A 23,699-nucleotide genomic window follows, 5' to 3' on the forward strand; every position below is an offset into this window, starting at 1 on the left:
CCAGTAGTAATATACTACCCCCCAGTAGAAAAATACTCAGGGGGAGTAGAGCGTGATATGCTTTAAACGCCATAAACTGAGGGAGACAGAGATGTCACATACCGTTCGCGACAAGAAGATGTTATTGACTCGCCTGAAGAAAATTCAGGGGCAGAGCACTGCCCTCGAAAAAATGCTTAACCGCGATCACGAATGCGCCGAGGTGCTACAGCAGCTGGCGGCGATCCGTGGGGCAGTCAATGGCATGATGATGCAGGTGATTGAAGGGCATCTCACCGATCATGTCGTGAAAGAGCCTGAAGAGGCGCAGCGTGAAGCCGATCTTGGCGTAGTGTTGCAGGTGATCAAATCCTACCTCAAGTAACGTGCCTGCCGAGGTTATTTTCAGCCCACAGGATAAATTCCGTCTTTGGCAGCGCCTTACTGTAGAACCACCCCTGCCCATACTGCACCCCATGACGGTGCAGCCACGCGAGCTGCCCTTCGGTCTCGACACCTTCCGCCACCATCGCCAGCTTCAGCGATTTCGCCATTTCAATAATGTGCGGCGTGACGTTTTTGTACTCCAGCGCATCCACGAACGATTTATCAATTTTGAGCGTATCTACGTCGAGATCCTGCAGATAGCTCAGGCTGGAGTAGCCCGTGCCAAAGTCATCAATATAGACAGGGTGACCGGAATGGCGTAGCGCGGCGATAGCCGGGGCGCTGATTTTAGGGTCGGCAAAACCGCGTTCGGTGAGCTCAAGAGCGATTTGTCGCGGATGAATTTGCCATTTATTCATTAACTTACTCAGCAATGGTGGCAGTTTGCCGGAGGTCAAATCGGCAGGGGCGAGATTAATGGAGATATGCTGATCGGGGTGGTGTTGCAACCAGTGGCCCATATCTTCAAACACTTTTTCAATGACTAACTGCGTGAGCTGCGAGATGAGCCCGGTTTGTTCAGCAAGGGGAACAAAAATATCCGGCGAGAGGCTGCTGCCATCTGGCTGAGGCCAGCGCGCCAGCGCCTCTGCCCCCACCACTTTCCCGCTACAGAGCGCCACGATGGGCTGATAGTGAACCACAAAATCCCGGCTGTTAATGGCGTCAAGCAGGCGATTGCGGGGCGACTGGATGCGACGCAGTATCCGCAAGACAAACAGTGCGGCGAGCAAGCTTATCAACATGCCAAACGGTAACCAGAAAAGGAGTTGCCTGTGCCAGGTATCAGCCAAAGGTTTGAGCGGAGCCCAGGTCACGACGGTAAAGCCCAACTCAGGGACAGGCTTCATCACGTACATTGAACCGTTGTACTGGACGCGGTCTCCCTCTCGTTCCTGAATCATCTCGCGGATATGCGGCGCGAGTGGATTAGTGCTGGCAAAAATGCGGTGTGTTGCGGTTCCGACCAGGGCGGCGTCGATGGCTATTTCCCCGAAAGGGATCACATCCACCAGCGAGTCAGGATCGATCATGACAAGGTAGCGGCCTTTGCCCAGCACAACCATGTAGCGGTGAAATCCCAGATCGTTTTGCGCCGTCAGCCATGCGCTGTAACCATCCCGGGTAATGCGCGTTGGTGGGGGGAAGGGGGAGGCATGGCTGGATTGCTCCAGCGAGGAGCAGCGTGGTTTCAGGTTGTCGGTATAGATCGCTTCCTGGACATATCGCCAGGAAAACGCGGCCCGGCGCATCTCTTTCAAATGCGAAGGGCTGCACGGCACGCCGTCATACGTTTGCAGATGATTAAGCGCATCTTTTGCCTGAGCCAGGACCCTGTCGGTTCGTATCAGCACACGAGAAGCATAGTTATCCAGCGCATCGACAAATTTCTCTTCCGCCTGGCGATGCGCCAGCCAGATGCTCAGGCAAATGGGAACCAGCACAGAAAAGATAAGTATGCCAGTCACCAGACTGACCAGATGTCGGGTATTCATGCTGTCGTTTCCTTTCTCATATGTCGAAATCCGGACGCTGAGTTCCCCGCCTGAAGAGAAAGATTTTACCGCGAAATGATACAGTTATAGCACGTGGGCGGCCTGGTTTTTATTTTATCTCAGGTAAACCCGAAAAATATCAGTGGCAAAAGGGGGGTTGTTTTTTCAACAAGGGCTGGATATTATTTTGTTATGTTATAACAAAACATGAGAGATTGATGATGAAACCCGATATCCATCCAGCGTATCGCACTGTGGTATTCCACGACACCAGTGCCAATGAATACTTTAAAGTCGGCTCAACCATTAAAACTGACCGCGAAATTGAACTCGACGGTGAAACGTATCCATACATCACCATCGAGGTTTCTTCGAAATCGCACCCGTTTTATACCGGTAAGCAAAAAACGTTCTCCACGGATGGCAGCGCGGCGCGCTTCCGTAAGCGTTTTGGCGGTTTTCTTAATGCGAAGCGGGGGTAATGATGCAGGTGCTTAACTCATTGCGCAGTGCGAAACAGCGTCACCCGGATTGCCAGATAGTCAAACGCAAGGGACGCTTATACGTGATTTGCAAATCCAATCCGCGCTTTAAGGCGGTTCAGGGGCGTAAGAAAAGACGCTAGGCGCGTATTTCTCGCCAGCTTTCCAGGGATCTTTTCTGTTTGCCATCGGCGGTAAAATTGTCGGCGGCAAGCCAGCTTTCAAAGGCGTTCGCCAGCGCCGGCCACTCTTTGTCGAGAATCGAAAACCAGTCGGTATCCCGGTTACGGCCTTTTATGACCAGCGCCTGGCGAAACCGCCCTTCAAACTGAATACCCAGGCGCAGTGCGGCTTTGCGTGAAGGTGCGTTCAGGCTGTTGCACTTCCATTCGTATCGCCGATAGCCCAGGGTATCAAACACGTACCGCATCAGCAGGTATTGCGCTTCTGTCGACATTGGCGTGCGGCTCAACAGGGGCGAGAAATGAACGTGACCCACCTCCACGACGCCGTTTTTCGGATCGATCCGCATCAGGGCCAGCGTTCCGACCGGAGACTGGGTCTGATTATCAATGACGGCAAAGTGCATCGGGTCAGATAAATCACTCACGCTCGCCACCCATTCGGCATACTCGGCGGCCGTGGCATCAGGTTCGCGCAGCAGCCACGTCCAGCTACGGGTGTCTTCGGCCAGGGAATAGGCGGAGAAGAGCGCCTCGGCATGCGCCACGCGCAGCGGTTCAAGCCGACAAAAACGCCCCTGCAGTACCACCCGGGACGGATGGGGTCGAGGCTGCCAGTCGATAAGGGCGTCGCCCACGGGTTGTCCAAACTCATTGAATGTCTTCATCTTCATTTCCGTGACGTTGAAAAGAGCTTCAGACTAGTGAATTGCTGGTTCCTTAAAAAGCACCACTCGGCTATGTTTTGTTGGTACCACAAGGAGATGATATGAATATACCGGGTGATGAATTTTATACTTTGCTCCATGCTGCACTGAAAAAGCGTGGGGACGAGACACTCCAGCGGGCGCTCTATCTGGCTTTGCGAGAGGCCATCCTCAGCGGGAAACTTCAGTCCGGTAGCCAGCTATCCGGCTCGCGCACGCTGGCGCAGCAGCTCGCGGTTTCCCGGAACACCGTTAACGCGGCGCTGGATCAGCTCACGCTTGAAGGCTATTTGCTGCGTAACCGGCAGGGGACAAAGGTGGCACACTTTGCGCATCGCGCACGCATCCGGACATTGCCGGCGCCTGAGGTTGTGCTGGCAAAACGGGTCACTCATCTGCCTGCGCCGGTGCAGCGTGATACTCCGGTCATGGCATTTACGCCGGGAACGCCCGCCATCAACTATTTCCCGTTGCCGCTGTGGCGGCGATTGTACGATCGCGTCTTGCGCGAGGAGGGGAACGCTCTGCTTGGGTATGGCGATCCGGCCGGAGAGCCGTCGCTTCGTGCGGCGATTGCTCGCCACCTCGCGCTCTCCCGGGGCATTGACTGCGACGCCAGCCAGATAGTGATAACCGAAGGGGCGCTTGAAGGGGTTAATCTGTGCACGATACTGTTGAGCGAACCAGGCGATGTTGCCTGGGTAGAAAACCCCGGCTATGCCGGAGCCAAAAGTGCCTTTGTCAAAACCGGCCTGACAATGACGGGAATGCCGGTGGATGATGAGGGAATGTGCTGGGAAGGGCGGAATGCGCCTTCCCCCACGCTGATTTTCACTTCGCCCTCGCATCAGTTCCCTTACGGAAGCGTGCTCAGCGCTCGGCGGAGGCTGGCGTTGCTGGAGCTGGCCCGACAGCACAACGCATGGATCATTGAAGATGATTACGACAGCGAGTTCCGTTATGCCGGTGAGCCCGTACCGGCCATGCTGGGAATGGTGAATAACGCCCCTGTTGTGTATCTCGGAACCTTCAGCAAAACGTTGTTTCCGTCACTCAGAATGGGGTTTATGGTGCTACCGCCCGCACTGGCGAAGGCGGCACGCCCTGCCATTGGCTCGCTGCTGCGCGGCGGGCATCGTGCGGAGCAGCGCACCCTCGCGCTGTTCATTGAAGAAGGTCACTATGCCCGTCATCTTGCTGCCATGCGTCGGCTTTATCGTAAACGTTACCGCCAGCTGCGCGAGGCGCTGAGCACAGCGCTTCACACCCCACACCGTATTCTTGCCGGAGAGGGCGGGATGCACCTGACGGTGACGATTGACGGTATTGATGACCAGAGGCTTGCGGAGAAGGCGAGGGCATTTCAGCTGGCACCCGCTGCGCTGAGCGGGTACTACCTGGAGGCGAAGCAGGGGCAAACCGGTCTGGTTTTAGGCTATGGCAATACCTCTGCTTCGCAGTTTGTGCCGGGTATCCGACGCCTGCAGGCGTTAATTACGCAGCAGCAGGGCGAGAAAGAGTAAAGACATCATAGAAAGAGAGCTGACCTTTGGTGGAAACCATTTTTTGCAGCTTCTCTTTTTGCACGGTTTCAACGGCCGGAGAGTGCATGATGCTCTCGATAAGCTCCGCAGGCACGAAACGCGTGTTGTACCATTCACCGTTGTAGCAGACCCGGAAATCGAGCACGTCGATATCTTCGTAACGGTAGCGGGGATTCACGTCGAAAAAGAAAAAAGCGTTAAAGACGACAAATAACACAACCAGTAGCCAGACGGAGTCCACCAGCGTTTCGGACTTCAGCATCACAATAAGCGTTGCCAGCCAGGCGGCATACATTGCGACAAACAGTCCGGGATGTTTGCGGATAAAGCTGATGCTAAAGCGCGGGCGATTATCGCGCTTTTCGCGGAGGTTAAGATCGTCGATGGTGGCGGTAAGCAGGCGCTGTATCTCGGTCATTTTTTGCCTTTATGCGTGTAGACAATACAGGGTGTCTGCCAATTTTAGGGGAGCCATCCCGCTGAAAAAAGTAACAGTCAGGCGCTAAAAGACCATAACAGTTGACTCCCCCGGGATCTTACAGCGTTTTGATGATCTTCGCCGGGTTACCCCCAACGACGACATTAGACGGGACGTCTTTCGTCACGACGGCACCGGAAGCGACGACCACGTTGTCACCCAGGGTAACGCCTGGGTTAATGACCGCCCGTCCGCCAATCCAGACATTATTGCCAATAGTGACGGGCTTACCAAACTCGACGCCGCTATTACGTTCCTCCGCATCCAGGGGATGGGTTGCTGTATAAATATGAACACCCGGCGCGAGCATACAGTTATCGCCGATATGAACAGGACACACATCCAGCATCACGCAATCGAAGTTCGCGTAAAAGTTTTTGCCCAGATAAATGTTATATCCATAGTCACAGCGGAAACTCGGCTCAATATAAGCCCCTTCACTTTGCCCCAGCAGTTCCGCCAGAATGGTCTGGCGTTCTGTTTTTTCATCAGGCGCAGTGTGGTTATGGCGATGGATGAGATGGCGTGCCCGCAGTCTGTCGGCGCGTAGTGTCTCATCACCCGGGCGGTAATGTTCACCTGAAATCATCTTCTGTTTTTCAATGCTCATCGTAAACCTCTCTGGATGTGATTCCTGAAGGGTAATCGCAACTGGCCAGGAGGGGAACGTTCCCGAAAAGCCGATGTGAGCAGAGTCACAACATTGTTGCTGATGAGCGCGTTTAACACGGAGACCTGGCTTTCGCACAGGGAGCATAACGGGACAGGTGAATACAGCTTAGAACGTGGCGTAGAACCTCTACAGACACACTTCAAAGATCAACGTACAAATTTCCACACGGATGTGGGAATTTTGTCATATAACTTATTCATCGTTAGCTCAGCGAGGCGATGGTCAGCAGCTGAATAAAATACCGCCAGTTCATTATCAGAAAGCTCGTATTTATTCTTTTCAATGACGCGTTCGAGGGTGTCAATTGACTGACAACGGCGTAAGCGCATCAAATAATCGACCTTTGTGAGTGGTTTTTCAGACATAAATTCACCTTAGTAATTGTAATAATTTTAACAGGAAAGGCTAACGGGGTTAGCTCTGCTCACGTTGACGAAACAGCGGAATAGTCGGTTTCCCGATTTGCGCCATTTTTGCAAATCTTGCGCGTTAATGCCGTAACTACTGAACAACATAAAGGTGTCGTCCAGGTATTCATCAATTTGCTCAATGAGCTTATTATCTTCATTGTACTTAATTTTATAATTAAGTGCGAAGGTAGCGATATGCTCGATAAGCTCGTTCAACTGTAAATTGATGGCAGACGTTGGATCGTTTACCCAGCCATGGTTACTTTCATCAAGATTGGCAAGGCAGTCATGGTACAAGGATTCGCAGAGAAATTTCAACTGCGCGATATCATGCCGTTTTGGCGAGTACTCGTCCATAGCGCATCCCCTTCTGAGTGATTTATTACTCACCGAACATCATTGTCGGGATGGATACAACTGACTTAGCTACATGAGTGCTGTGTTCCTGATAACCTAACTATAAGCCACTCCTGTCTGGATTTCACCGCGCTATTACGAAAAATTACAAATAAAACCGCAGGCTGCGAGACTCTACGCAAATGTTCATCCGGAACGGAACATTTTTATCCAGATTAACGCTTGTTTTGTTAGCTTCCTTACGTTTCATTAGCTTAGGTTTGCGCCTGAAGAAAAAGTTCAAATCCGGAGTTCTGTTTTTCCGAACTTTTAATTAGGAATATTCCTAACCCTCTGACCGAAGAAATGAATTTAAAAAAATCCTGTATTCTCGGATTACGTTATGCGTTATTTATGATATGTCCTGTTACGCTGGCAGAAAATAAATAAAACCACAATAAGCGTATTTTATGATTTTTTCTTAAAATGAAAAAGGCCGCTAATGCGGCCTTTTTATGATGTGAAACCGGTATCAGTGCGGTTCTACCGAATGACTGTGCTCAACATCTTCATTTTTGCGGCTGAAGCGGCGGCGAACCACCACGAAGAACACCGGAACGAAGAAGATAGCCAGCACGGTCGCGGTGATCATACCGCCCATCACGCCAGTACCGACCGCGTTCTGCGCACCGGAGCCCGCGCCAGAGCTGATAACCAGCGGCAGTACGCCGAGGATAAACGCCAGTGACGTCATCAGAATAGGACGCAGACGCATACGTACCGCTTCAAGCGTCGCCTCGATAAGCCCTTTACCTTCTTTCTCCATCAGGTCTTTGGCGAATTCAACGATAAGTATCGCGTTCTTCGCCGACAAGCCAATGGTTGTCAGCAGGCCTACCTGGAAGTACACGTCGTTGGTCAATCCACGGAACGTCGCCGCCAGCAGTGCACCGATAACCCCGAGTGGAACCACCAGCATAACGGAGAACGGAATCGACCAGCTCTCATACAGTGCCGCCAGACACAGGAATACCACAATCAAAGAAATGGCATACAGGGCAGGGGCCTGGTTACCGGACAGACGTTCCTGATAGGACATACCGGTCCAGTCATAGCCGATGCCAGAAGGCAACTTGCTCGCCAGCTCTTCCATCAGGTTCATGGCTTCACCGGTGCTTCGGCCTGGTGCGGCCTGACCCAGGATCTCCATTGATGGCAGACCGTTGTAACGTTCCAGACGTGGTGAACCATATTCCCAGCGTGACGTTGAGAACGCCGCGAACGGAACCATCTGACCATTGCTGCCGCGAACGTACCAGTTGTTAATATCGTTCGGCAACATACGGTACTGCGCCTCTGACATCACGTACACTTTCTTCACACGACCACGGTCGATGAAGTCGTTCACGTAGCTACCGCCCCAGGCCGCGCCCAGTGTGGTATTGATGTCGCTGATGGACACGCCCAGCGCCTGTGCTTTCTCCTGGTCGATATCGATCTTGTACTGCGGCGTATCTTCCAGACCGTTTGGACGCACGCCAACCAACAGGTCAGGGTGTTTCGCCACCTCGCCGAACAGTTGGTTACGTGCCTGCGTCAGTTTTTCGTGACCCAGGCCGCCCTGGTCGATCAGCTGGAAGTCGAAACCGGTCGCGGTACCCAGTTCAACAATCGCTGGCAGGTTAAAGGCGAAGACCATCGCATCCTTAATCTGCGAGAAGGTCCCCATTGCACGGCCAGTGATGGCCTCAACTTTGTTCTCTTCGCCCGGACGATCCGCCCAGTCTTTCAGAGAGACGAAGGCGATACCGGTGTTCTGACCACGACCCGCAAAGCCAAAGCCGTTAACCGCAAACACGGACTCAACGTTCGCTTTCTCTTTAGTAAGGTAGTAGTCCGTCACTTCATCCAGCACTTTCTGGGTACGCTCCTGCGATGCACCCGCCGGAAGCTGCGCCATCGTCAGGAACACGCCCTGGTCTTCATCAGGCAGGAACGAGCTTGGCAGACGAACGAACAGATAGGCCATGCCGACGACAATGATGATATAGAGCAGCAGATAACGACCGGTGCTACGCAGGATGTTGCCCACGCTGTCGGTGTAGTGGTGCGTGCTCTTGTCAAACATGCGGTTAAACCAGCCGAAGAACCCTTTATGCTCGCCATGACCGCCTTTCTGAATGGGCTTCAGCATGGTGGCACACAGCGCAGGCGTCAGGATCAATGCGACCAGCACCGACAGCGCCATCGCGGAAACGATGGTAATCGAGAACTGACGGTAAATCGCACCGGTAGAGCCGCCGAAGAAGGCCATCGGGATAAATACCGCCGACAGTACCATCGCGATACCGACCAGCGCGCCCTGGATCTGGCCCATGGATTTACGGGTTGCTTCCTTCGGCGGTAAACCCTCTTCCGCCATGACACGCTCGACGTTCTCTACCACCACGATGGCGTCATCCACCAACAGGCCGATGGCAAGCACCATCCCGAACATCGTCAGGGTATTTATCGAGAATCCAAAGGCCGCAAGGATGGCAAAGGTCCCCAGCAGAACGACCGGCACGGCGATGGTTGGGATCAGCGTCGCGCGGAAGTTTTGCAGGAACAGATACATCACCAGGAAGACCAGGATAATCGCTTCTACCAGCGTTTTAACCACTTCATGAATCGAAATTTTTACGAACGGCGTCGTGTCGTACGGGTAGACGATTTTCAGACCTGACGGGAAGAACGGTTCCATCTTCTTCAGCTCTGCGCGGATCGCCGTGGCGGTGTCCAGGGCGTTAGCGCCGGTCGCCAGTTTAATACCCAGACCGGAAGCCGGTTTACCGTTAAACTTCGCAATGATGTCGTAGTTTTCGCCACCCAGCTCCACTTTCGCTACGTCGCGCAGGCGAACCTGCGAACCGTCCTGATTCACTTTCAGCAGGATTTTGCTGAACTCATCGGCGGAGGTCAGACGGGTTTGCGCGATAATGGACGCGTTAAGCTGCTGGCCTTTCACAGGTGGTGTACCGCCTAACTGACCGGCTGCCACCTGGGCGTTCTGCGCTTTAATCGCGTTAATCACGTCAACCGGCGTCAGCTGGAAGTTGTTCAGTTTGTTCGGATCCATCCAGATACGCATCGCGTACTGAGAACCGAACAGCTGAACGTCACCCACACCGGAAGTACGGCTGATGGCATCCTTCATGTTGGCGCCCACGTAGTCGGAAATATCCTCCTGCGTCATGGTGCCGTTGGTGTTGATAACGCCAACAACCATCAGGAAGCTACTGGACGATTTCTCGACGCTCACGCCCTGCTGTTGTACTTCCTGCGGCAGCAACGGCATTGCCAGCTGCAGTTTGTTCTGCACCTGAACCTGCGCGATGTCAGCATCGGTACCTGACTCGAAGGTCAGGGTGATCTGTACTGTACCGGTTGAGTCACTGTTTGAGGACATGTACATCAGGTTATCGATACCGTTCATGTTCTGTTCGATAACCTGGGTGACGGTGTCCTGCACCGTTTTCGCATCAGCGCCCGGGTAGGTTGCGGAAATTGTCACCGCCGGTGGCGCAATCGTTGGATATTGCGCGACAGGCAGCTTCAGGATCGCAAGTCCCCCGGCCAACATGATGATAATGGCGATCACCCACGCAAATATGGGGCGATCGATAAAGAAATTAGGCATGTCTTAACGGCTCCTGTTTAAGTTAAGACTTGGTTTGTTCTGACTGGTCAGCGGCCGAAGCAGATTGTTTATCGTCAGATTTCACTTCCTGTGCTTTGACCTGCGCACCAGGACGAACTTTTTGCAAACCAGTAACAATCACGCGATCGCCATCTTTCAGACCTTCCGTCACCAGCCATTTATCGCCAATCGCCTGAGTGGCGGTAATGTTGCGCATTTCGACTTTGTCATCCGCCCCGACAACCAGCGCGCTCGCATCGCCACGTGGCGTACGGGTCACACCCTGCTGTGGAACCAGAAGTGCGGTTGGATTGGTGCCTTCTTCCAGACGCGCGCGAACGAACATACCTGGCAGCAGATTTTTATCAGGGTTCGGGAAAATCGCCCGTAAGGTGATGGAACCGGTAGTCTGGTCGACCGTCACATCGGAGAACTCCAGAGTCCCTTCCTGCGGGAACTTGATACCGTCGTTAGTCACCAGCTCCACTTTGGCTTTGCCGTTTTCCTGTTTCAGGGTGCCGTTAGCCAGCTCCTGTTTCAGGCGCAGGAAATCATTGCTGGACTGGGTCACGTCAACGTAGATCGGATCAAGCTGCTGCACGGTAGCCAGCGCAGTGGTTTGTCCGTTCTGTACCAGCGCCCCTTCCGTGACGGAAGATTTACCAATACGACCGCTGATAGGGGAGGTCACTTTGGTATAGGCCAGATTAATACGTGCGGTTTCGACGGCCGCTTTGGCGGCTACCACGGCGGCGTTAGCCTGCTGGGCATCGGCCAGAGCGGTATCATAATCCTGTTGACTGATGTACTTCGTACCGAGCAGTTTTTGATAACGGTTCAGCGTCAGCTGGGCGATTTTGGCGGCGGCTTGCGCTTTTGCCAGGTCGCCTTTGGCGCTTTCATAAGAGGCCTGATAGGTCGCGGGATCAATCTGATACAGAGACTCACCGGCTTTCACATCACCGCCTTCGGTAAAGTTACGTTTCAGGATAATGCCACTCACCTGAGGGCGAACTTCCGCAATGCGATAGGCATTGGTACGGCCAGGTAATTCGGTGGTGATCTGCAGAGGTTCAGATTTGAGTGTCACTACGCCGACTTCTGGCGCCTGCTGAGCTCCTTGTTGAGCTGGTTTGTCGTCACATCCTGTTAGCGCTAAGCTGCCTGAGAGCATCAGAACGACCGCCAGAGGCGTTAACCCTCTGTTTTTGTTCATATGTAAACCTCGAGTGTCCGATTTCAAATTGATCAATGGTCCTGAGTCCAAAAACCCATTGCTGCGTTTATATTATCGTCATGCTATGGTACATACATTCACAAATGTATGTAAATCTGACTCCTGTAAATTCACTCACCTATGGCACGAAAAACTAAACAACAAGCGCTGGAAACCCGACAACATATCCTTGATGTGGCAATACGTTTGTTCTCTCAGCAGGGTGTTTCATCAACCTCGTTGGCACAAATTGCTCAGGCTGCTGGCGTGACTCGGGGTGCGATTTACTGGCATTTTAAAGATAAGTCAGATCTGTTCAGTGAAATCTGGGAGCTTTCAGAGTCCAGCATTAGCGATCTTGAGAGTGAGTATCGGGCAAAATTCCCTGACGATCCACTCTCAGTATTAAGAGAGATATTAGTATATATCCTTGAAGCTACGGTAGTTGAAGAACGTCGCAGATTAATGATGGAAATAATTTTTCATAAATGCGAGTTCGTGGGCGAGATGGCGGTGGTGCAGCAGGCGCAGCGTAGTTTGTGCCTGGAGAGTTATGACCGCATTGAACAAACGCTCACCCAGTGTATGCAGGCGAAGCTGTTACCGGCTAATTTACTGACTCGTCGGGCGGCTATCCTGATGCGCAGCTATATTTCGGGCCTGATGGAAAACTGGCTTTTTGCGCCGGACTCCTTTGACCTCAAGCAGGAAGCACGCAGCTACGTCGCGATTTTACTGGAAATGTGTCAGTTCTGCCCGACGCTGCGCAGCGATGCCCCTTCGTTACCCGCCTGAGCCATTCCAGGATTTATCTTAGAGGATAACGTTCACGCTATTCTGCTTCAGACGAGCGTGATATTCTTCACGCCGGACTATTATCGGTCATCTGCTGACATCATTCACAACTATGCTGCCCATCAATCGCTCGCAACATCCTGTTTTTGCATTGCTCTTTGCTATGCTGTTTTTCTTCTCCACCGGACCGCTTTCGTGGGCCCGCGCAGATAACAGTACGGATATCCCCTCACGCAGTGATGTTCAGTCGCAACTCGACACCCTGAACAAACAAAAAGAGCTCTCTCCGCAGGAGAAACTCACCCAGCAGGATCTGACAGAGACGCTGGAAAACATTGATAAAATTGAGCGCGTTAAAGCAGAAACCACCCAGCTTCGTCAGAAGGTGGCGCAGGCGCCTGAGAACATGCGCAAGGCCACGGAAGCGCTGAATGCGCTGAGTGACGTCGATAACGACGACGAAACGCGTAAGACGCTCGCCACGCTTTCTTTACGTCAGCTGGAGTCGCGCGTTGCCCAACTGCTCGACGATCTGCAAACCGCGCAGTCCGACCTCGCGACCTACAACAGTCAGCTCGTCTCTCTGCAAACCCAGCCCGAGCGCGTGCAAAATGCGATGTATACCGCGTCTCAGCAGCTGCAGCAGATCCGCAACCGCCTGAACGGTACGACGGTGGGGGAAGGGACGCTTCGCCCAACGCAGCAAACCCTGCTGCTGGTTCAGCAGTCATTACTCAATGCGCAAATTGAACAGCAGCGTAAAAGCCTGGAAGGGAATACGGTGCTGCAGGACACGCTCCAGAAACAGCGTGATTACGTCACGGCGAATATTAATCGTCTGGAACACCAGCTTCAGCTGCTGCAGGAAGCGGTAAACAGTAAGCGTCTGACCCTGACGGAAAAAACGGCCCAGGAGGCGGTGTCGCCGGACGAAACAGCCCGTATTCAGGCCAACCCGCTGGTGAAACAGGAGCTTGAGGCTAACCATCAGCTGAGTCAGCGTCTGATTCTGGCGACGGAAAACGGCAACTTGCTGGTTCAGCAAAACATTAAAGTGAAAAACTGGCTGGATCGGGCGCTGCAGGCGGAACGCAACATCAAAGAACAGATCGCGGTCCTGAAAGGTAGCCTCCTGCTGTCGCGAATTCTCTACCAGCAGCAGCAGACGCTGCCGTCCGCCGACGAGCTGGAAGACATGACTAACCGCATTGCGGATTTGCGTCTGGAACAATTTGACGTGAATCAGCAGCGTGATGCCCTTTTCCAGAGCGATAACTTCGTCGCCAAAATTGAAGAGGGTCATTCCAGCGACGTGAACCCGGAAGTGCATGACGCGCTGCTCCAGGTCGTCGATATGCGCCGTGAGCTATTGGATCAGCTCAACAAACAGCTGGGCAACCAGCTGATGATGGCCATCAACCTGCAGATCAACCAGCAGCAGCTGGTCAGCGTTTCCAAAAGCCTGCAGGAGATTTTGACGCAGCAAATTTTCTGGGTGAACAGCAACAAGCCGATGGACTGGGATTGGGTGAAGTCCTTCCCTGAACAGCTGAAAACGCAGATTAAGAGCATGAAAATCACCGTGAACTGGGAGAAAGCCTGGCCTGCGGTAATGATTGCTTTCCTGGCGGGATTACCCCTGCTGCTGATTGCCGGTCTGATTCGCTGGCGTTTGAAATGGCTTAAACAGTACCAGGCGAAGCTGGCCTCGGAAGTGGGGCAACTGCGCAACGACAGCCAGCTCCATACGCCAAAAGCGATTCTGATCGACCTTATTCGCGCCCTGCCGGTGTGCCTGATTATTCTGGCGGTAGGCCTGATTCTGCTCACCATGCAGCTTAACGTCAGCGATCTGCTGTGGGCATTCAGCAAAAAACTGGCGCTGTTCTGGCTGGTGTTTGGCCTGTGCTGGAAGGTCCTGGAAAAAGACGGCGTTGCGGTCCGTCATTTCAACATGCCTGCCCAACTGACCAGCCACTGGCGTCGACAGATTGTACGTGTCAGCCTGGCGCTTCTGCCGCTTCACTTCTGGTCAGTTGTTTCTGAACTGTCTCCGCTGCATCTGATGGATGATGTGCTGGGTCAGTTGGTCATTATGCTGAACCTGCTGCTGATTGCCATCCTCATGTGGCCGATGTGCCGCGATAGCTGGCGTGATAAAGAGTCCCACAATATTCGTCTGGCCACCGTGACAGTACTGGCGATCATTCCGCTGGCGCTGATGGTGCTCACGGCGACGGGCTACTTCTATACCACGCTGCGTCTGTCCGGGCGCTGGATCGAAACGGTCTATCTGGTGATCGTCTGGAATCTGCTCTATCAAACCGTACTGCGCGGGTTAAGCGTCGCGGCTCGCCGTATTGCTTACCGTCGTGCCATCGCGCGTCGTCAGCATCAGGTGAAAGAGGGCGCCGAAGGGGCGGAGCCACAGGAAGAACCGACCATCGCGCTGGAGCAGGTCAACCAGCAGACGCTGCGTATCACTATGCTGGTGATGATCGCGCTGTTTGCGGTGATGTTCTGGGCTATCTGGTCTGATTTAATTACCGTTTTCGCCTACCTCGACAGCATCACCCTCTGGCAGTACAACGGCACCGAAGCTGGCGCCGCGGTGATGAAAAGCGTCACCATGGGCAGCCTGCTGTTTGCGCTGGTGTCGTCGGTGGTAGCCTGGGCGCTGATTCGCAACCTGCCGGGTCTGCTGGAAGTGCTGGTCCTCTCGCGGCTGAACCTGCGTCAGGGGGCGTCGTACGCTATCACTACGATCCTGAACTACGTCATTATTATTGTCGGGGCGATGACGGTATTTGGCTCGCTGGGCGTCTCGTGGGATAAACTCCAGTGGCTGGCGGCCGCCCTCTCGGTAGGTCTGGGTTTTGGCCTGCAGGAGATCTTCGGTAACTTTGTCTCCGGTCTGATCATCCTGTTCGAACGTCCGGTGCGAATTGGCGATACCGTCACCATCGGGACGTTCTCCGGTACGGTCAGCAAGATCCGCATTCGTGCCACCACGATTACCGATTTCGATCGCAAAGAGGTGATCATCCCGAACAAGGCGTTCGTGACCGAGCGTCTGATCAACTGGTCGCTCTCTGATACGGTGACGCGCGTGGTGATCCGCCTGGGCGTAGCCTATGGATCGGATCTGGAGAAGGTGAAAGAGGTGCTGCTGAAGGCAGCCTCAGAACATCCGAAAGTGATGCACGATCCGGCTCCGGCGGTGTTCTTCACCACCTTCGGGCCAAGCACGCTGGATCATGAACTGCGTTTATACGTGCGTGAACTGCGTGACCGTAGCTACACGGTAGATGAGCTTAACCGGTCTATCGATCGCCTGTGCCGTGAAAACGATATTAATATCGCCTTCAACCAGCTTGAAGTTCACCTGCGTAACGAAAAAGGTGATGAGCATACGGAAGTGAAGCGCGACATGAAAGGTGACGATCCCACTCCGGCTTAATCTATTTTCCCTCTCCCTGTGGGAGAGGGTTAGGGTGAGGGCTACTGGCCTTCACCTTTCCTTCGAAATCCCGCTGCACAATCTCCAGCGCTTTCAGCACCGTTTCGGCGGGAATATCATGATTCTCCAGCAGCATAATTAAATCGACGGCCAGCTTGACCTCATCGGGTGCATTTTCCAGTGACATGGGGGTGGCTCCTGTTAACGGGTCAAACGTTCAATGACGCGTTCAATCTCATCCAGCGCCTGACGGCAGCGCACAATGCGGCCTTCCAGGGCGCTAATCTCGCGCATCAATAATTGTTGTTCTTCCAGCGTTTCGCTGTTATTCAGCCGCACTTCGCGCTCACGTTTCATCTCAAACAGTCGGCGTTCAAACTCCTGATTCTCCAGCCGCTTGCGCTGCCATTTGCCGAGTCCGGGCGAGCCGCTGTCCCAGGCGCGTAGCGGCCAGGCGGCAATTTCGCGATGCAGGGCGGTGATTTGCTCAGTGAGATGCTCTGCAAGCCACGCCACCTGTTCCTGCTGTTCACTTTCAACCGCATGGCAAAGCTCGTCAAGGTGGGTCTGCGCCTCAGCCAGGTAATCCTGAATGACCGTACTGCGGGTACGAAAAAGCTGCCGATCAAAGCGCGGCTTCAGCGTGGCGTGCCCCAGCAGAGGGGTGGCCTCTGCTCGCAGGGTGGTCAACTGTTTTTGCAGCGTCTCCAGAAGCAAGGCTGTTTTCAAAACGCTCTCCAGTGGTAAAGTAGCCGTTCAGTTTGATAACGATTCGCATTATGCAGCGTACTATTTTAATCATCATTGGCTGGCTCGCGGTAGTGCTGGGTACACTGGGTGTGGTTTTACCCTTACTGCCCACCACGCCGTTTATCCTGCTGGCAGCCTGGTGCTTCGCCCGCTCGTCGCCGCGTTTTCACCACTGGCTGCTTTATCGCTCATGGTTTGGTGGCTACCTGCGCCACTGGCAAAAACACCGTGCCATGCCGCCCGGCGCGAAGCCGCGCGCGATCGCGGTGATCCTCATTACCTTTGCTATTTCATTATGGCTGGTGAAAATGATGTGGGTGCGGATCCTGCTGCTGATCATTCTGACCTGCCTGCTTATCTTCATGTGGCGGATCCCCGTGGTTGATGAAAAGCAACAAAAGCACTGAAGCCTCATAATGGCTGTTGCAATTATTGCGTACAGCCAGTAAATTCGACCGTTTTCGAGCACAGGCGCGCCTGGTTAAAGGTTAAACGATTGTTACCTTTACCCACTCCGTTGCGCGTCGTGAGTAACACTGTTTCATTTAGGCACAAACCGATGACCGCAACTGCACAGCAGCTTGAATATCTGAAAAACAGCATCAAAAGCATCCAGGACTATCCAAAACCTGGCATTCTTTTCCGTGATGTCACCAGCTTGCTGGAAGACCCGAAAGCGTACGCGCTCAGCATTGAACTGCTGGTCGAGCGTTATAAAAACGCCGGGATCACCAAAGTAGTAGGTACCGAAGCCCGTGGCTTCCTGTTTGGCGCACCGGTTGCGCTGGCAATGGGCGTGGGTTTTGTGCCGGTGCGTAAACCGCGCAAACTGCCGCGTGAAACCATCGCAGAGAGCTACGAGCTGGAGTACGGCACCGATCAGCTGGAAATCCACGTTGATGCGATCAAGCCTGGCGACAAAGTGCTGGTGGTGGACGATCTGCTGGCGACCGGCGGCACCATCGAAGCGACCGTGAAGCTGATCCGTCGTCTGGGTGGTGAAGTGACCGACGCGGCGTTTATCATTAACCTGTTCGATCTCGGCGGCGAACAGCGCCTGGAAAAACAGGGCATTACCAGCTACAGCCTGGTGCCATTCCCGGGTCATTAATCCCGGTTTTCACAACCTCGCTCAATGGGTGAGGTTGTGATAGCATTCCCCTCCATAAATTCACCTTCCAGCGTTGCAGAGCCTGCCCATGAGTTATCAGGTGTTAGCCCGTAAATGGCGACCACAAACCTTTGCTGACGTTGTCGGTCAGGAGCATGTGCTGACGGCCCTGGCGAACGGCTTGTCGCTAGGTCGCATCCATCACGCCTATCTTTTCTCCGGCACCCGCGGCGTCGGTAAGACCTCAATTGCCCGTTTGCTGGCGAAAGGTCTCAACTGCGAAACCGGGATCACTGCCACGCCGTGCGGCGTGTGTGATAACTGCCGGGAGATCGAGCAGGGGCGTTTTGTCGATCTGATCGAGATCGACGCCGCCTCGCGCACGAAAGTGGAAGATACCCGCGATCTGCTGGACAACGTGCAGTACGCCCCGGCGCGCGGTCGCTTCAAGGTCTACCTGATCGATGAAGTGCACATGCTGTCGCGCCACAGCTTTAACGCCCTGCTGAAAACGCTGGAAGAGCCGCCTGCGCACGTGAAATTCCTGCTGGCGACGACCGATCCGCAAAAGCTGCCGGTCACCATTCTGTCCCGCTGCCTGCAGTTCCACCTGAAGGCCCTCGACGTAGAACAGATCCGCGCCCAGCTCGAACACATTCTCGACGAAGAGAAGATCGTCCACGAGCCGCGCGCCCTGCAACTTCTGGCGCGTGCAGCGGACGGCAGCCTGCGTGATGCGTTAAGCCTGACCGACCAGGCGATTGCCAGCGGTGACGGTAAGCTCTCTACCGAAGCAGTCAGCACCATGCTCGGTACGCTGGATGACGATCAGGCGCTTTCACTCATCGAAGCGATGATTGCCGCCAACGGTGAGCGCGTCATGACGCTGGTCAATGCTGCTGCTGGCCGGGGGATTGAATGGGAAGCGCTGCTGGTTGAGATGCTCAGCCTGCTGCACCGCGTGGCGATGCTGCAGCTTTCTCCGTCGGCAATTGGCGCAGATATGGCCGCCATTGAACAGCGGATGCGTGAACTTGCCCGCACCGTGCCGCCTGCCGATGTACAGCTTTATTACCAAACCCTGCTGATTGGCCGTAAAGAGCTGCCGTACGCGCCGGATCCCCGGATGGGCGTAGAAATGACGCTGCTGCGCGCGCTGGCGTTCCACCCGCGCATGCCGCTGCCGGAGCCGGAAGCGCCGCGGCAGTCTTTTGCCCCGGTCGCCCCAACGGCGGTGATGTCACCTCAGCAGGTGCCACCGCAGCCGACACCGCCGCCGCAAAACGTGCCGCTGTCGGATGCCACCAGTTCGGTGCTTGCCGCTCGCAGTCAGCTGCAGCGTGCGCAGGGAGTAACCAAACCAAAAAAGAGTGAACCGGCAGCGCCAGGAAGAGCGCGGCCGGTGAACAACGCCGCGCTTGAACGACTGGCCTCGGTAACGGAGCGCGTACAGTCGCGTCCGGCACCGTCCGCGCTCGAACAGAAAGCCCCGGCGAAAGAAGAGGCATACCGCTGGAAGGCGACCACCGTTGTCGAAACGGTAAAGGAAGAGGTCGCTACGCCGAAAGCGCTGAAAAAGGCGCTGGAGCATGAGAAAACGCCGGAGCTTTCCGCGAAGCTCGCAGAAGAATCTATTGCCCGCGATGCCTGGGCCGCTGAGGTCAGCAAACTCCAGCTGCCGAAGCTGGTCGAGCAGGTTGCGCTGAACGCCTGGAAAGAGCAGGACGGTAATCAGGTGCGTTTACACCTGCGTCCTGGTCAGCGACACCTGAATTCGCCAGGCGCGCAGAAGGCGCTGGCCGAGGCGCTCGCCACATTACAGGGTGCGCCGGTTGAATTGACTATCATTGAAGATGATAATCCGGCAGTGAAAACGCCGCTTGAGTGGCGCCAGGCCATTTATGAAGAGAAACTCGCGCAGGCGCGCGAGGCGATTATTGCGGATAACAACATTCAGACCCTGCGCCGGTTCTTCGACGCCGATCTGGATGAAGAGAGTATTCGCCCCATTTGATCGTGAGTCTGACTTACGGTTGTAATCCTTAAACGTGAAAGAAGAGAGAAGCCTATGTTTGGTGGAAAAGGCGGTCTGGGTGGCCTGATGAAGCAGGCTCAGCAGATGCAGGAAAAAATGCAGAAGATGCAGGAAGAGATCGCTCAGATGGAAGTCACGGGTGAATCCGGTGCCGGTCTGGTCAAGGTGACCATCAACGGTGCGCATAACTGCCGTCGCGTTGAAATCGACCCAAGCCTGCTCGAAGACGACAAAGAGATGCTGGAAGATCTGGTTGCTGCCGCGTTTAACGATGCTGCGCGCCGTATCGACGAAACCCAGAAAGAGAAAATGGCCTCTGTTTCCAGCGGTATGCAGCTGCCGCCGGGCTTTAAGATGCCATTCTGATGCAAACCAGTCCGCTGCTCACGCAGTTAATGGAAGCTCTGCGCTGCCTGCCGGGCGTTGGCCCGAAGTCGGCGCAGCGCATGGCGTTCACGCTTTTGCAGCGCGATCGCAGCGGCGGGATGCGCCTGGCGCAGGCTCTGACCCGCGCGATGTCAGAAATTGGTCACTGTGCGGATTGCCGCACCTTTACCGAGCAGGATGTGTGTAACATCTGCTCGAATCCGCGTCGTCAGGAGAACGGTCAGATTTGCGTGGTGGAGAGTCCGGCGGACATCTATGCCATCGAACAAACCGGGCAGTTTTCCGGCCGCTATTTCGTGCTGATGGGGCATCTCTCCCCGCTGGACGGTATCGGCCCGGACGATATCGGTCTTGACCGCCTTGAACAGCGTCTTGAGTCCGAAACGATTAAAGAGGTGATCCTCGCCACCAACCCAACGGTGGAAGGGGAAGCAACCGCCAACTACATCGCCGAGCTGTGCTCACAGTACGGCGTTGACGCCAGCCGCATCGCCCACGGCGTGCCGGTGGGTGGTGAGCTGGAGATGGTGGACGGCACCACGCTGTCGCACTCTCTGGCCGGGCGTCACAAGATTATTTTCTGACCAAACGGAGGCTGCGTTCGCGGCCTCCGCTTGAAATTTCTCTCCCTTATCCCCATCTCTCACTCAACGTTTTACAACCCCATTAAATGGCATTGTTGAGGTCGACTTAGATGAAAGGACAAGAAACCCGTGGTTTCCAGTCAGAAGTAAAACAGCTTCTGCACCTGATGATCCATTCCCTGTATTCCAACAAAGAAATCTTCCTGCGTGAGCTGATTTCCAACGCCTCCGATGCGGCGGACAAGCTGCGCTTCCGCGCGCTGTCTAACTCGGATCTGTACGAAGGCGACGGCGAGCTGCGCGTGCGCGTCTCTTTCAATAAAGAGAACCGTACCCTGACCATCGCTGATAACGGCATTGGGATGAACCGCGACGAGGTGATCGACCACCTCGGCACCATCGCCAAATCCGGCACTAAAGCGTTCCTTGAGTCAATGGGCTCTGACCAGGCGAAAGACAGCCAGCTGATCGGTCAGTTCGGCGTGGGCTTCTACTCAGCGTTCATCGTGGCGGACAAAGTCACCGTGCGTACCCGTGCGGCGGGCGACAGCGCGGAGAACGGCGTGCTCTGGGAATCCAAAGGCGAAGGTGAGTACACCGTTGACGACATCACCAAAGCAGACCGCGGGACTGAAATCACCCTGCACCTGCGTGAAGGGGAAGATGATTTCCTGAACGACTGGCGCGTACGCTCCATCATCAGCAAATATTCCGATCACATCGCTCTGCCGGTTGAGATTGAAAAACAGGAAGAGAAAGACGGCGAAACCGTGGTTTCCTGGGAGAAAATCAACAAGGCGCAGGCGCTGTGGACGCGCAACAAGTCTGAAATTAAAGACGACGAATATAACGAGTTCTACAAGCACATCGCCCACGACTTTACCGACCCGCTGACCTGGAGCCACAACCGCGTGGAAGGGAAGCAGGAGTACACCAGCCTGCTGTACATCCCGGCGCAGGCCCCATGGGATATGTGGAACCGCGATCACAAGCACGGCCTGAAGCTGTACGTGCAGCGCGTCTTCATCATGGACGACGCCGAGCAGTTCATGCCGAACTACCTGCGCTTCGTGCGCGGTCTGATCGATTCCAACGATCTGCCGCTCAACGTCTCCCGCGAGATCCTGCAGGACAGCACCGTTACCCGTAACTTGCGCAACGCCCTGACCAAACGTGCGCTACAGATGCTGGAAAAACTGGCGAAAGACGATGCGGAAAAATACCAGACCTTCTGGAAACAGTTTGGCCTGGTGCTGAAGGAAGGCCCGGCAGAAGACACCGCAAACGTTGAAACCATTGCTAAGCTGCTGCGCTTCGCCTCCACGCACACCGACTCCTCCGCGCAGACCGTGTCGCTGGAAGAGTATGTCTCCCGCATGAAAGAAGGGCAGGAGAAGATCTACTACATCACCGCCGACAGCTACGCGGCGGCGAAGAGCAGCCCGCACCTGGAGCTGTTGCGCAAGAAAGGCATCGAAGTGCTGCTGCTGTCTGACCGCATCGACGAGTGGATGATGAACTACCTGACCGAGTTCGACGGTAAAGCGTTCCAGTCGGTTGCAAAAGCCGATGAGTCCATCGACAAGCTGGCGGATGAGGTAGATGAAAGCGCGAAAGAAGCCGAGAAGGCGCTGGAGCCGTTCGTTGAGCGCGTGAAAACCCTGCTGGGTGACCGTGTGAAAGAGGTACGTTTCACTCACCGTCTGACCGATACCCCGGCCATTGTCACGACCGATGCCGACGAAATGAGCACTCAGATGGCGAAGCTGTTCGCTGCGGCGGGCCAGGCGGTGCCGGAAGTGAAATATATCTTTGAGCTTAATCCGGATCATCCGCTGGTGAAACGCGCGGCGGATACCCAGGACGAAGCACGCTTTGCCGAGTGGGTTGAGCTGCTGCTGGATCAGTCCCTGCTGGCCGAGCGCGGCACGCTGGAAGACCCTAACCTGTTCATTAAACGTGTGAATGCGCTGCTTCTGGCGTAACTGACCACGCCTCCCCTGGTCTTCTCCCTCTCCCCGTGGGAGAGGGCCGGGGTGAGGGCCCAGACCGCACTCACCCAAATTATCTCCCCCCGTTAACCGTTTCAGCCTTCCCGCCTTCCTTGAGCGATGTCCGTTCTGGTGGTATTGTTTAGCGCTTTTGAAAAATTGAAACGACATTTGAGGGGATTTTCGCAATGCGTATTATTCTGCTTGGCGCTCCGGGCGCGGGTAAAGGAACTCAGGCTCAGTTCATCATGGAGAAATACGGTATTCCGCAAATCTCCACCGGTGACATGCTGCGCGCCGCTGTAAAATCTGGCTCCGAGCTGGGTAAACAAGCGAAAGACATCATGGACGCAGGCAAGCTGGTAACCGACGAGCTGGTTATTGCGCTGGTCAAAGAGCGCATTGCTCAGGAAGATTGCCGTAACGGTTTCCTGCTGGACGGCTTCCCACGCACCATTCCTCAGGCTGACGCCATGAAAGAAGCGGGCATCAACGTGGACTACGTTCTCGAGTTCGACGTACCGGACGAGCTGATCGTTGACCGTATCGTTGGCCGTCGCGTACACGCTGCTTCTGGCCGCGTTTACCACATCAAATTCAACCCGCCTAAGGTTGAAGGTAAAGACGACGTGACCGGCGAAGAGCTGACCACCCGTAAAGACGATCAGGAAGAGACCGTGCGTAAACGCCTGGTGGAATACCATCAGATGACCGCGCCGCTGATCGGCTACTACACCAAAGAAGCGCAGGCGGGTAACACCAAATACGCCAAAGTCGACGGCACCAAAGCCGTGGCTGACGTACGTGCAGAGCTGGAAAAAATCCTCGGCTAATCGCGCGTCTCTCACCCGGGTCCCCGGGTGAGAAATATTCTCACCTTACCTATTACAGCAATGGGTTTCGTTTAAACGCATTTCCGCTACAATTGACAACCTATCAAATGGTTAAGAGGCGTGA

23 protein-coding genes and 1 other annotated feature are annotated in these 23,699 nt (G+C 54.7%); of the genes, 13 read left to right on the top strand and 10 right to left on the bottom strand.

Annotated elements, in window-relative coordinates; genetic code table 11:
* The first annotated feature begins 91 nt into the window (after nucleotides 1-91).
* The gene (locus tag A4308_RS09075) at nucleotides 92-364 is read left to right on the top strand and encodes a metal-sensing transcriptional repressor (RefSeq protein ID WP_032637313.1); all 273 of its coding nucleotides are present in this window, start codon (nucleotides 92-94) and stop codon (nucleotides 362-364) included.
* On the opposite strand, the gene A4308_RS09080 is transcribed toward A4308_RS09075, so the two are convergent.
* Nucleotides 357-1,922 (bottom strand): EAL domain-containing protein, encoded by a 1,566-nt coding sequence (locus A4308_RS09080; protein ID WP_045281682.1) that lies wholly within the window; start codon nucleotides 1,920-1,922, stop codon nucleotides 357-359. The genes A4308_RS09075 and A4308_RS09080 overlap by 8 nt on opposite strands.
* 221 nt (nucleotides 1,923-2,143) lie before the next feature.
* On the opposite strand from A4308_RS09080, the gene A4308_RS09085 reads away from it, so the two are divergent.
* Together A4308_RS09085 and ykgO are read left to right on the top strand one after the other, a co-directional pair.
* The gene (locus A4308_RS09085) at nucleotides 2,144-2,404 is read left to right on the top strand and encodes a type B 50S ribosomal protein L31 (protein WP_010428154.1); all 261 of its coding nucleotides are present in this window, start codon (nucleotides 2,144-2,146) and stop codon (nucleotides 2,402-2,404) included.
* Between the two features lie 2 nt (nucleotides 2,405-2,406).
* Complete coding sequence (gene ykgO / locus A4308_RS09090) at nucleotides 2,407-2,547, top strand: type B 50S ribosomal protein L36 (RefSeq protein WP_003859006.1); 141 nt, start codon at nucleotides 2,407-2,409, stop codon at nucleotides 2,545-2,547.
* Here ykgO and A4308_RS09095 read toward each other — a convergent pair.
* Nucleotides 2,544-3,254 carry a GNAT family N-acetyltransferase gene (locus A4308_RS09095; protein WP_063308496.1) on the bottom strand — a complete coding sequence of 237 codons (711 nt, stop codon included), beginning with the start codon at nucleotides 3,252-3,254 and terminating at the stop codon, nucleotides 2,544-2,546. The two genes, ykgO and A4308_RS09095, sit on opposite strands and share 4 nt — an antisense overlap.
* Before the next feature lie 101 nt (nucleotides 3,255-3,355).
* Here A4308_RS09095 and pdxR point away from each other — a divergent pair, with 101 nt between their 5' ends.
* Nucleotides 3,356-4,816 carry a MocR-like pyridoxine biosynthesis transcription factor PdxR gene (gene pdxR, locus A4308_RS09100; protein ID WP_014882799.1) on the top strand — a complete coding sequence of 487 codons (1,461 nt, stop codon included), beginning with the start codon at nucleotides 3,356-3,358 and terminating at the stop codon, nucleotides 4,814-4,816.
* Here the strand turns inward: pdxR and A4308_RS09105 are convergent.
* From A4308_RS09105 to acrA, 6 genes are all read right to left on the bottom strand, one after another.
* The gene (locus A4308_RS09105) at nucleotides 4,788-5,255 is read right to left on the bottom strand and encodes a YlaC family protein (protein ID WP_014882800.1); all 468 of its coding nucleotides are present in this window, start codon (nucleotides 5,253-5,255) and stop codon (nucleotides 4,788-4,790) included. The genes pdxR and A4308_RS09105 overlap by 29 nt on opposite strands.
* Before the next feature lie 118 nt (nucleotides 5,256-5,373).
* Nucleotides 5,374-5,925: a maltose O-acetyltransferase gene (maa, locus tag A4308_RS09110; RefSeq protein WP_063308497.1), complete on the bottom strand. Its 552-nt coding sequence runs from the start codon at nucleotides 5,923-5,925 to the stop codon at nucleotides 5,374-5,376.
* A 209-nt stretch (nucleotides 5,926-6,134) separates the two neighbouring features.
* Nucleotides 6,135-6,353 carry an HHA domain-containing protein gene (locus tag A4308_RS09115; protein ID WP_014882802.1) on the bottom strand — a complete coding sequence of 73 codons (219 nt, stop codon included), beginning with the start codon at nucleotides 6,351-6,353 and terminating at the stop codon, nucleotides 6,135-6,137.
* A gap of 27 nt (nucleotides 6,354-6,380) precedes the next feature.
* Nucleotides 6,381-6,755, bottom strand: a complete 375-nt coding sequence (gene tomB, locus A4308_RS09120; RefSeq protein ID WP_008499288.1) for an Hha toxicity modulator TomB — start codon at nucleotides 6,753-6,755, stop codon at nucleotides 6,381-6,383.
* 511 nt (nucleotides 6,756-7,266) lie between these two features.
* Entirely contained in the window at nucleotides 7,267-10,413 is a 3,147-nt protein-coding gene (acrB, locus tag A4308_RS09125) for a multidrug efflux RND transporter permease subunit AcrB (RefSeq protein WP_014882803.1), read from the bottom strand.
* Between the two features lie 22 nt (nucleotides 10,414-10,435).
* Nucleotides 10,436-11,629 carry a multidrug efflux RND transporter periplasmic adaptor subunit AcrA gene (gene acrA, locus A4308_RS09130; protein WP_014882804.1) on the bottom strand — a complete coding sequence of 398 codons (1,194 nt, stop codon included), beginning with the start codon at nucleotides 11,627-11,629 and terminating at the stop codon, nucleotides 10,436-10,438.
* 141 nt (nucleotides 11,630-11,770) lie between these two features.
* Between acrA and acrR the strand changes: the two genes are divergently transcribed.
* Complete coding sequence (gene acrR, locus A4308_RS09135; RefSeq protein WP_014882805.1) at nucleotides 11,771-12,424, top strand: multidrug efflux transporter transcriptional repressor AcrR; 654 nt, start codon at nucleotides 11,771-11,773, stop codon at nucleotides 12,422-12,424.
* A gap of 163 nt (nucleotides 12,425-12,587) precedes the next feature.
* Nucleotides 12,588-15,884, top strand: coding sequence for a mechanosensitive channel MscK (gene mscK / locus A4308_RS09140; protein ID WP_373467681.1), 3,297 nt, complete (start codon nucleotides 12,588-12,590; stop codon nucleotides 15,882-15,884).
* Nucleotide 15,885: 1 nt separating this feature from the next.
* On the opposite strand, the gene rsmS is transcribed toward mscK, so the two are convergent.
* Nucleotides 15,886-16,071 carry a pleiotropic regulatory protein RsmS gene (gene rsmS, locus A4308_RS09145; protein WP_023336826.1) on the bottom strand — a complete coding sequence of 62 codons (186 nt, stop codon included), beginning with the start codon at nucleotides 16,069-16,071 and terminating at the stop codon, nucleotides 15,886-15,888.
* A gap of 14 nt (nucleotides 16,072-16,085) precedes the next feature.
* On the bottom strand, nucleotides 16,086-16,613 hold the full coding sequence (gene priC, locus A4308_RS09150; RefSeq protein WP_014882808.1) for a primosomal replication protein N'': 528 nt from the start codon (nucleotides 16,611-16,613) through the stop codon (nucleotides 16,086-16,088).
* A 50-nt stretch (nucleotides 16,614-16,663) separates the two neighbouring features.
* Here priC and A4308_RS09155 point away from each other — a divergent pair, with 50 nt between their 5' ends.
* The 7 genes from A4308_RS09155 to adk all read left to right on the top strand — a co-directional run bounded on the left by A4308_RS09155 (nucleotide 16,664) and on the right by adk (nucleotide 23,575).
* Entirely contained in the window at nucleotides 16,664-17,041 is a 378-nt protein-coding gene (locus A4308_RS09155) for a DUF454 family protein (RefSeq protein WP_023332251.1), read from the top strand.
* A 152-nt stretch (nucleotides 17,042-17,193) separates the two neighbouring features.
* Nucleotides 17,194-17,745 (top strand): adenine phosphoribosyltransferase, encoded by a 552-nt coding sequence (gene apt / locus A4308_RS09160; RefSeq protein WP_000127359.1) that lies wholly within the window; start codon nucleotides 17,194-17,196, stop codon nucleotides 17,743-17,745.
* 88 nt (nucleotides 17,746-17,833) lie between these two features.
* Entirely contained in the window at nucleotides 17,834-19,759 is a 1,926-nt protein-coding gene (gene dnaX, locus A4308_RS09165; protein WP_014882810.1) for a DNA polymerase III subunit gamma/tau, read from the top strand.
* Nucleotides 19,089-19,153: a sequence feature (DnaX frameshifting element), on the top strand. (Overlaps the previous gene by 65 nt.)
* 54 nt (nucleotides 19,760-19,813) lie before the next feature.
* Nucleotides 19,814-20,146: a YbaB/EbfC family nucleoid-associated protein gene (locus A4308_RS09170; protein ID WP_014882811.1), complete on the top strand. Its 333-nt coding sequence runs from the start codon at nucleotides 19,814-19,816 to the stop codon at nucleotides 20,144-20,146.
* Nucleotides 20,146-20,751 carry a recombination mediator RecR gene (recR, locus tag A4308_RS09175; RefSeq protein ID WP_014882812.1) on the top strand — a complete coding sequence of 202 codons (606 nt, stop codon included), beginning with the start codon at nucleotides 20,146-20,148 and terminating at the stop codon, nucleotides 20,749-20,751. Before A4308_RS09170 ends, recR begins: the two co-directional genes overlap by 1 nt.
* Before the next feature lie 110 nt (nucleotides 20,752-20,861).
* Complete coding sequence (gene htpG / locus A4308_RS09180; protein ID WP_063308498.1) at nucleotides 20,862-22,736, top strand: molecular chaperone HtpG; 1,875 nt, start codon at nucleotides 20,862-20,864, stop codon at nucleotides 22,734-22,736.
* A 194-nt stretch (nucleotides 22,737-22,930) separates the two neighbouring features.
* Nucleotides 22,931-23,575, top strand: coding sequence for an adenylate kinase (gene adk / locus A4308_RS09185; RefSeq protein ID WP_006809841.1), 645 nt, complete (start codon nucleotides 22,931-22,933; stop codon nucleotides 23,573-23,575).
* The last annotated feature ends 124 nt before the right edge of the window (nucleotides 23,576-23,699 follow it).

Origin of the sequence: Enterobacter sp. ODB01 (genome assembly GCF_001623605.1) — a bacterium.
Lineage (GTDB): Bacteria > Pseudomonadota > Gammaproteobacteria > Enterobacterales > Enterobacteriaceae > Enterobacter > Enterobacter kobei.

Excerpts from the sequence above, each read along its gene's own strand:
- dnaX (WP_014882810.1), top strand. The coding sequence starts at position 17,834 with ATGAGTTATCAGGTGTTAGCCCGTAAATGGCGACCACAAACCTTTGCT.
- A4308_RS09115 (WP_014882802.1), bottom strand. The coding sequence starts at position 6,353 with ATGTCTGAAAAACCACTCACAAAGGTCGATTATTTGATGCGCTTACGC.
- A4308_RS09170 (WP_014882811.1), top strand. The coding sequence starts at position 19,814 with ATGTTTGGTGGAAAAGGCGGTCTGGGTGGCCTGATGAAGCAGGCTCAG.
- tomB (WP_008499288.1), bottom strand. The coding sequence starts at position 6,755 with ATGGACGAGTACTCGCCAAAACGGCATGATATCGCGCAGTTGAAATTT.
- apt (WP_000127359.1), top strand. The coding sequence starts at position 17,194 with ATGACCGCAACTGCACAGCAGCTTGAATATCTGAAAAACAGCATCAAA.
- A4308_RS09095 (WP_063308496.1), bottom strand. The coding sequence starts at position 3,254 with ATGAAGACATTCAATGAGTTTGGACAACCCGTGGGCGACGCCCTTATC.
- htpG (WP_063308498.1), top strand. The coding sequence starts at position 20,862 with ATGAAAGGACAAGAAACCCGTGGTTTCCAGTCAGAAGTAAAACAGCTT.
- mscK (WP_373467681.1), top strand. The coding sequence starts at position 12,588 with ATGCTGTTTTTCTTCTCCACCGGACCGCTTTCGTGGGCCCGCGCAGAT.
- maa (WP_063308497.1), bottom strand. The coding sequence starts at position 5,925 with ATGAGCATTGAAAAACAGAAGATGATTTCAGGTGAACATTACCGCCCG.
- acrR (WP_014882805.1), top strand. The coding sequence starts at position 11,771 with ATGGCACGAAAAACTAAACAACAAGCGCTGGAAACCCGACAACATATC.
- acrA (WP_014882804.1), bottom strand. The coding sequence starts at position 11,629 with ATGAACAAAAACAGAGGGTTAACGCCTCTGGCGGTCGTTCTGATGCTC.
- acrB (WP_014882803.1), bottom strand. The coding sequence starts at position 10,413 with ATGCCTAATTTCTTTATCGATCGCCCCATATTTGCGTGGGTGATCGCC.
- A4308_RS09155 (WP_023332251.1), top strand. The coding sequence starts at position 16,664 with ATGCAGCGTACTATTTTAATCATCATTGGCTGGCTCGCGGTAGTGCTG.
- A4308_RS09105 (WP_014882800.1), bottom strand. The coding sequence starts at position 5,255 with ATGACCGAGATACAGCGCCTGCTTACCGCCACCATCGACGATCTTAAC.
- A4308_RS09080 (WP_045281682.1), bottom strand. The coding sequence starts at position 1,922 with ATGAATACCCGACATCTGGTCAGTCTGGTGACTGGCATACTTATCTTT.
- pdxR (WP_014882799.1), top strand. The coding sequence starts at position 3,356 with ATGAATATACCGGGTGATGAATTTTATACTTTGCTCCATGCTGCACTG.
- A4308_RS09075 (WP_032637313.1), top strand. The coding sequence starts at position 92 with ATGTCACATACCGTTCGCGACAAGAAGATGTTATTGACTCGCCTGAAG.
- A4308_RS09085 (WP_010428154.1), top strand. The coding sequence starts at position 2,144 with ATGAAACCCGATATCCATCCAGCGTATCGCACTGTGGTATTCCACGAC.
- adk (WP_006809841.1), top strand. The coding sequence starts at position 22,931 with ATGCGTATTATTCTGCTTGGCGCTCCGGGCGCGGGTAAAGGAACTCAG.
- ykgO (WP_003859006.1), top strand. The coding sequence starts at position 2,407 with ATGCAGGTGCTTAACTCATTGCGCAGTGCGAAACAGCGTCACCCGGAT.
- rsmS (WP_023336826.1), bottom strand. The coding sequence starts at position 16,071 with ATGTCACTGGAAAATGCACCCGATGAGGTCAAGCTGGCCGTCGATTTA.
- recR (WP_014882812.1), top strand. The coding sequence starts at position 20,146 with ATGCAAACCAGTCCGCTGCTCACGCAGTTAATGGAAGCTCTGCGCTGC.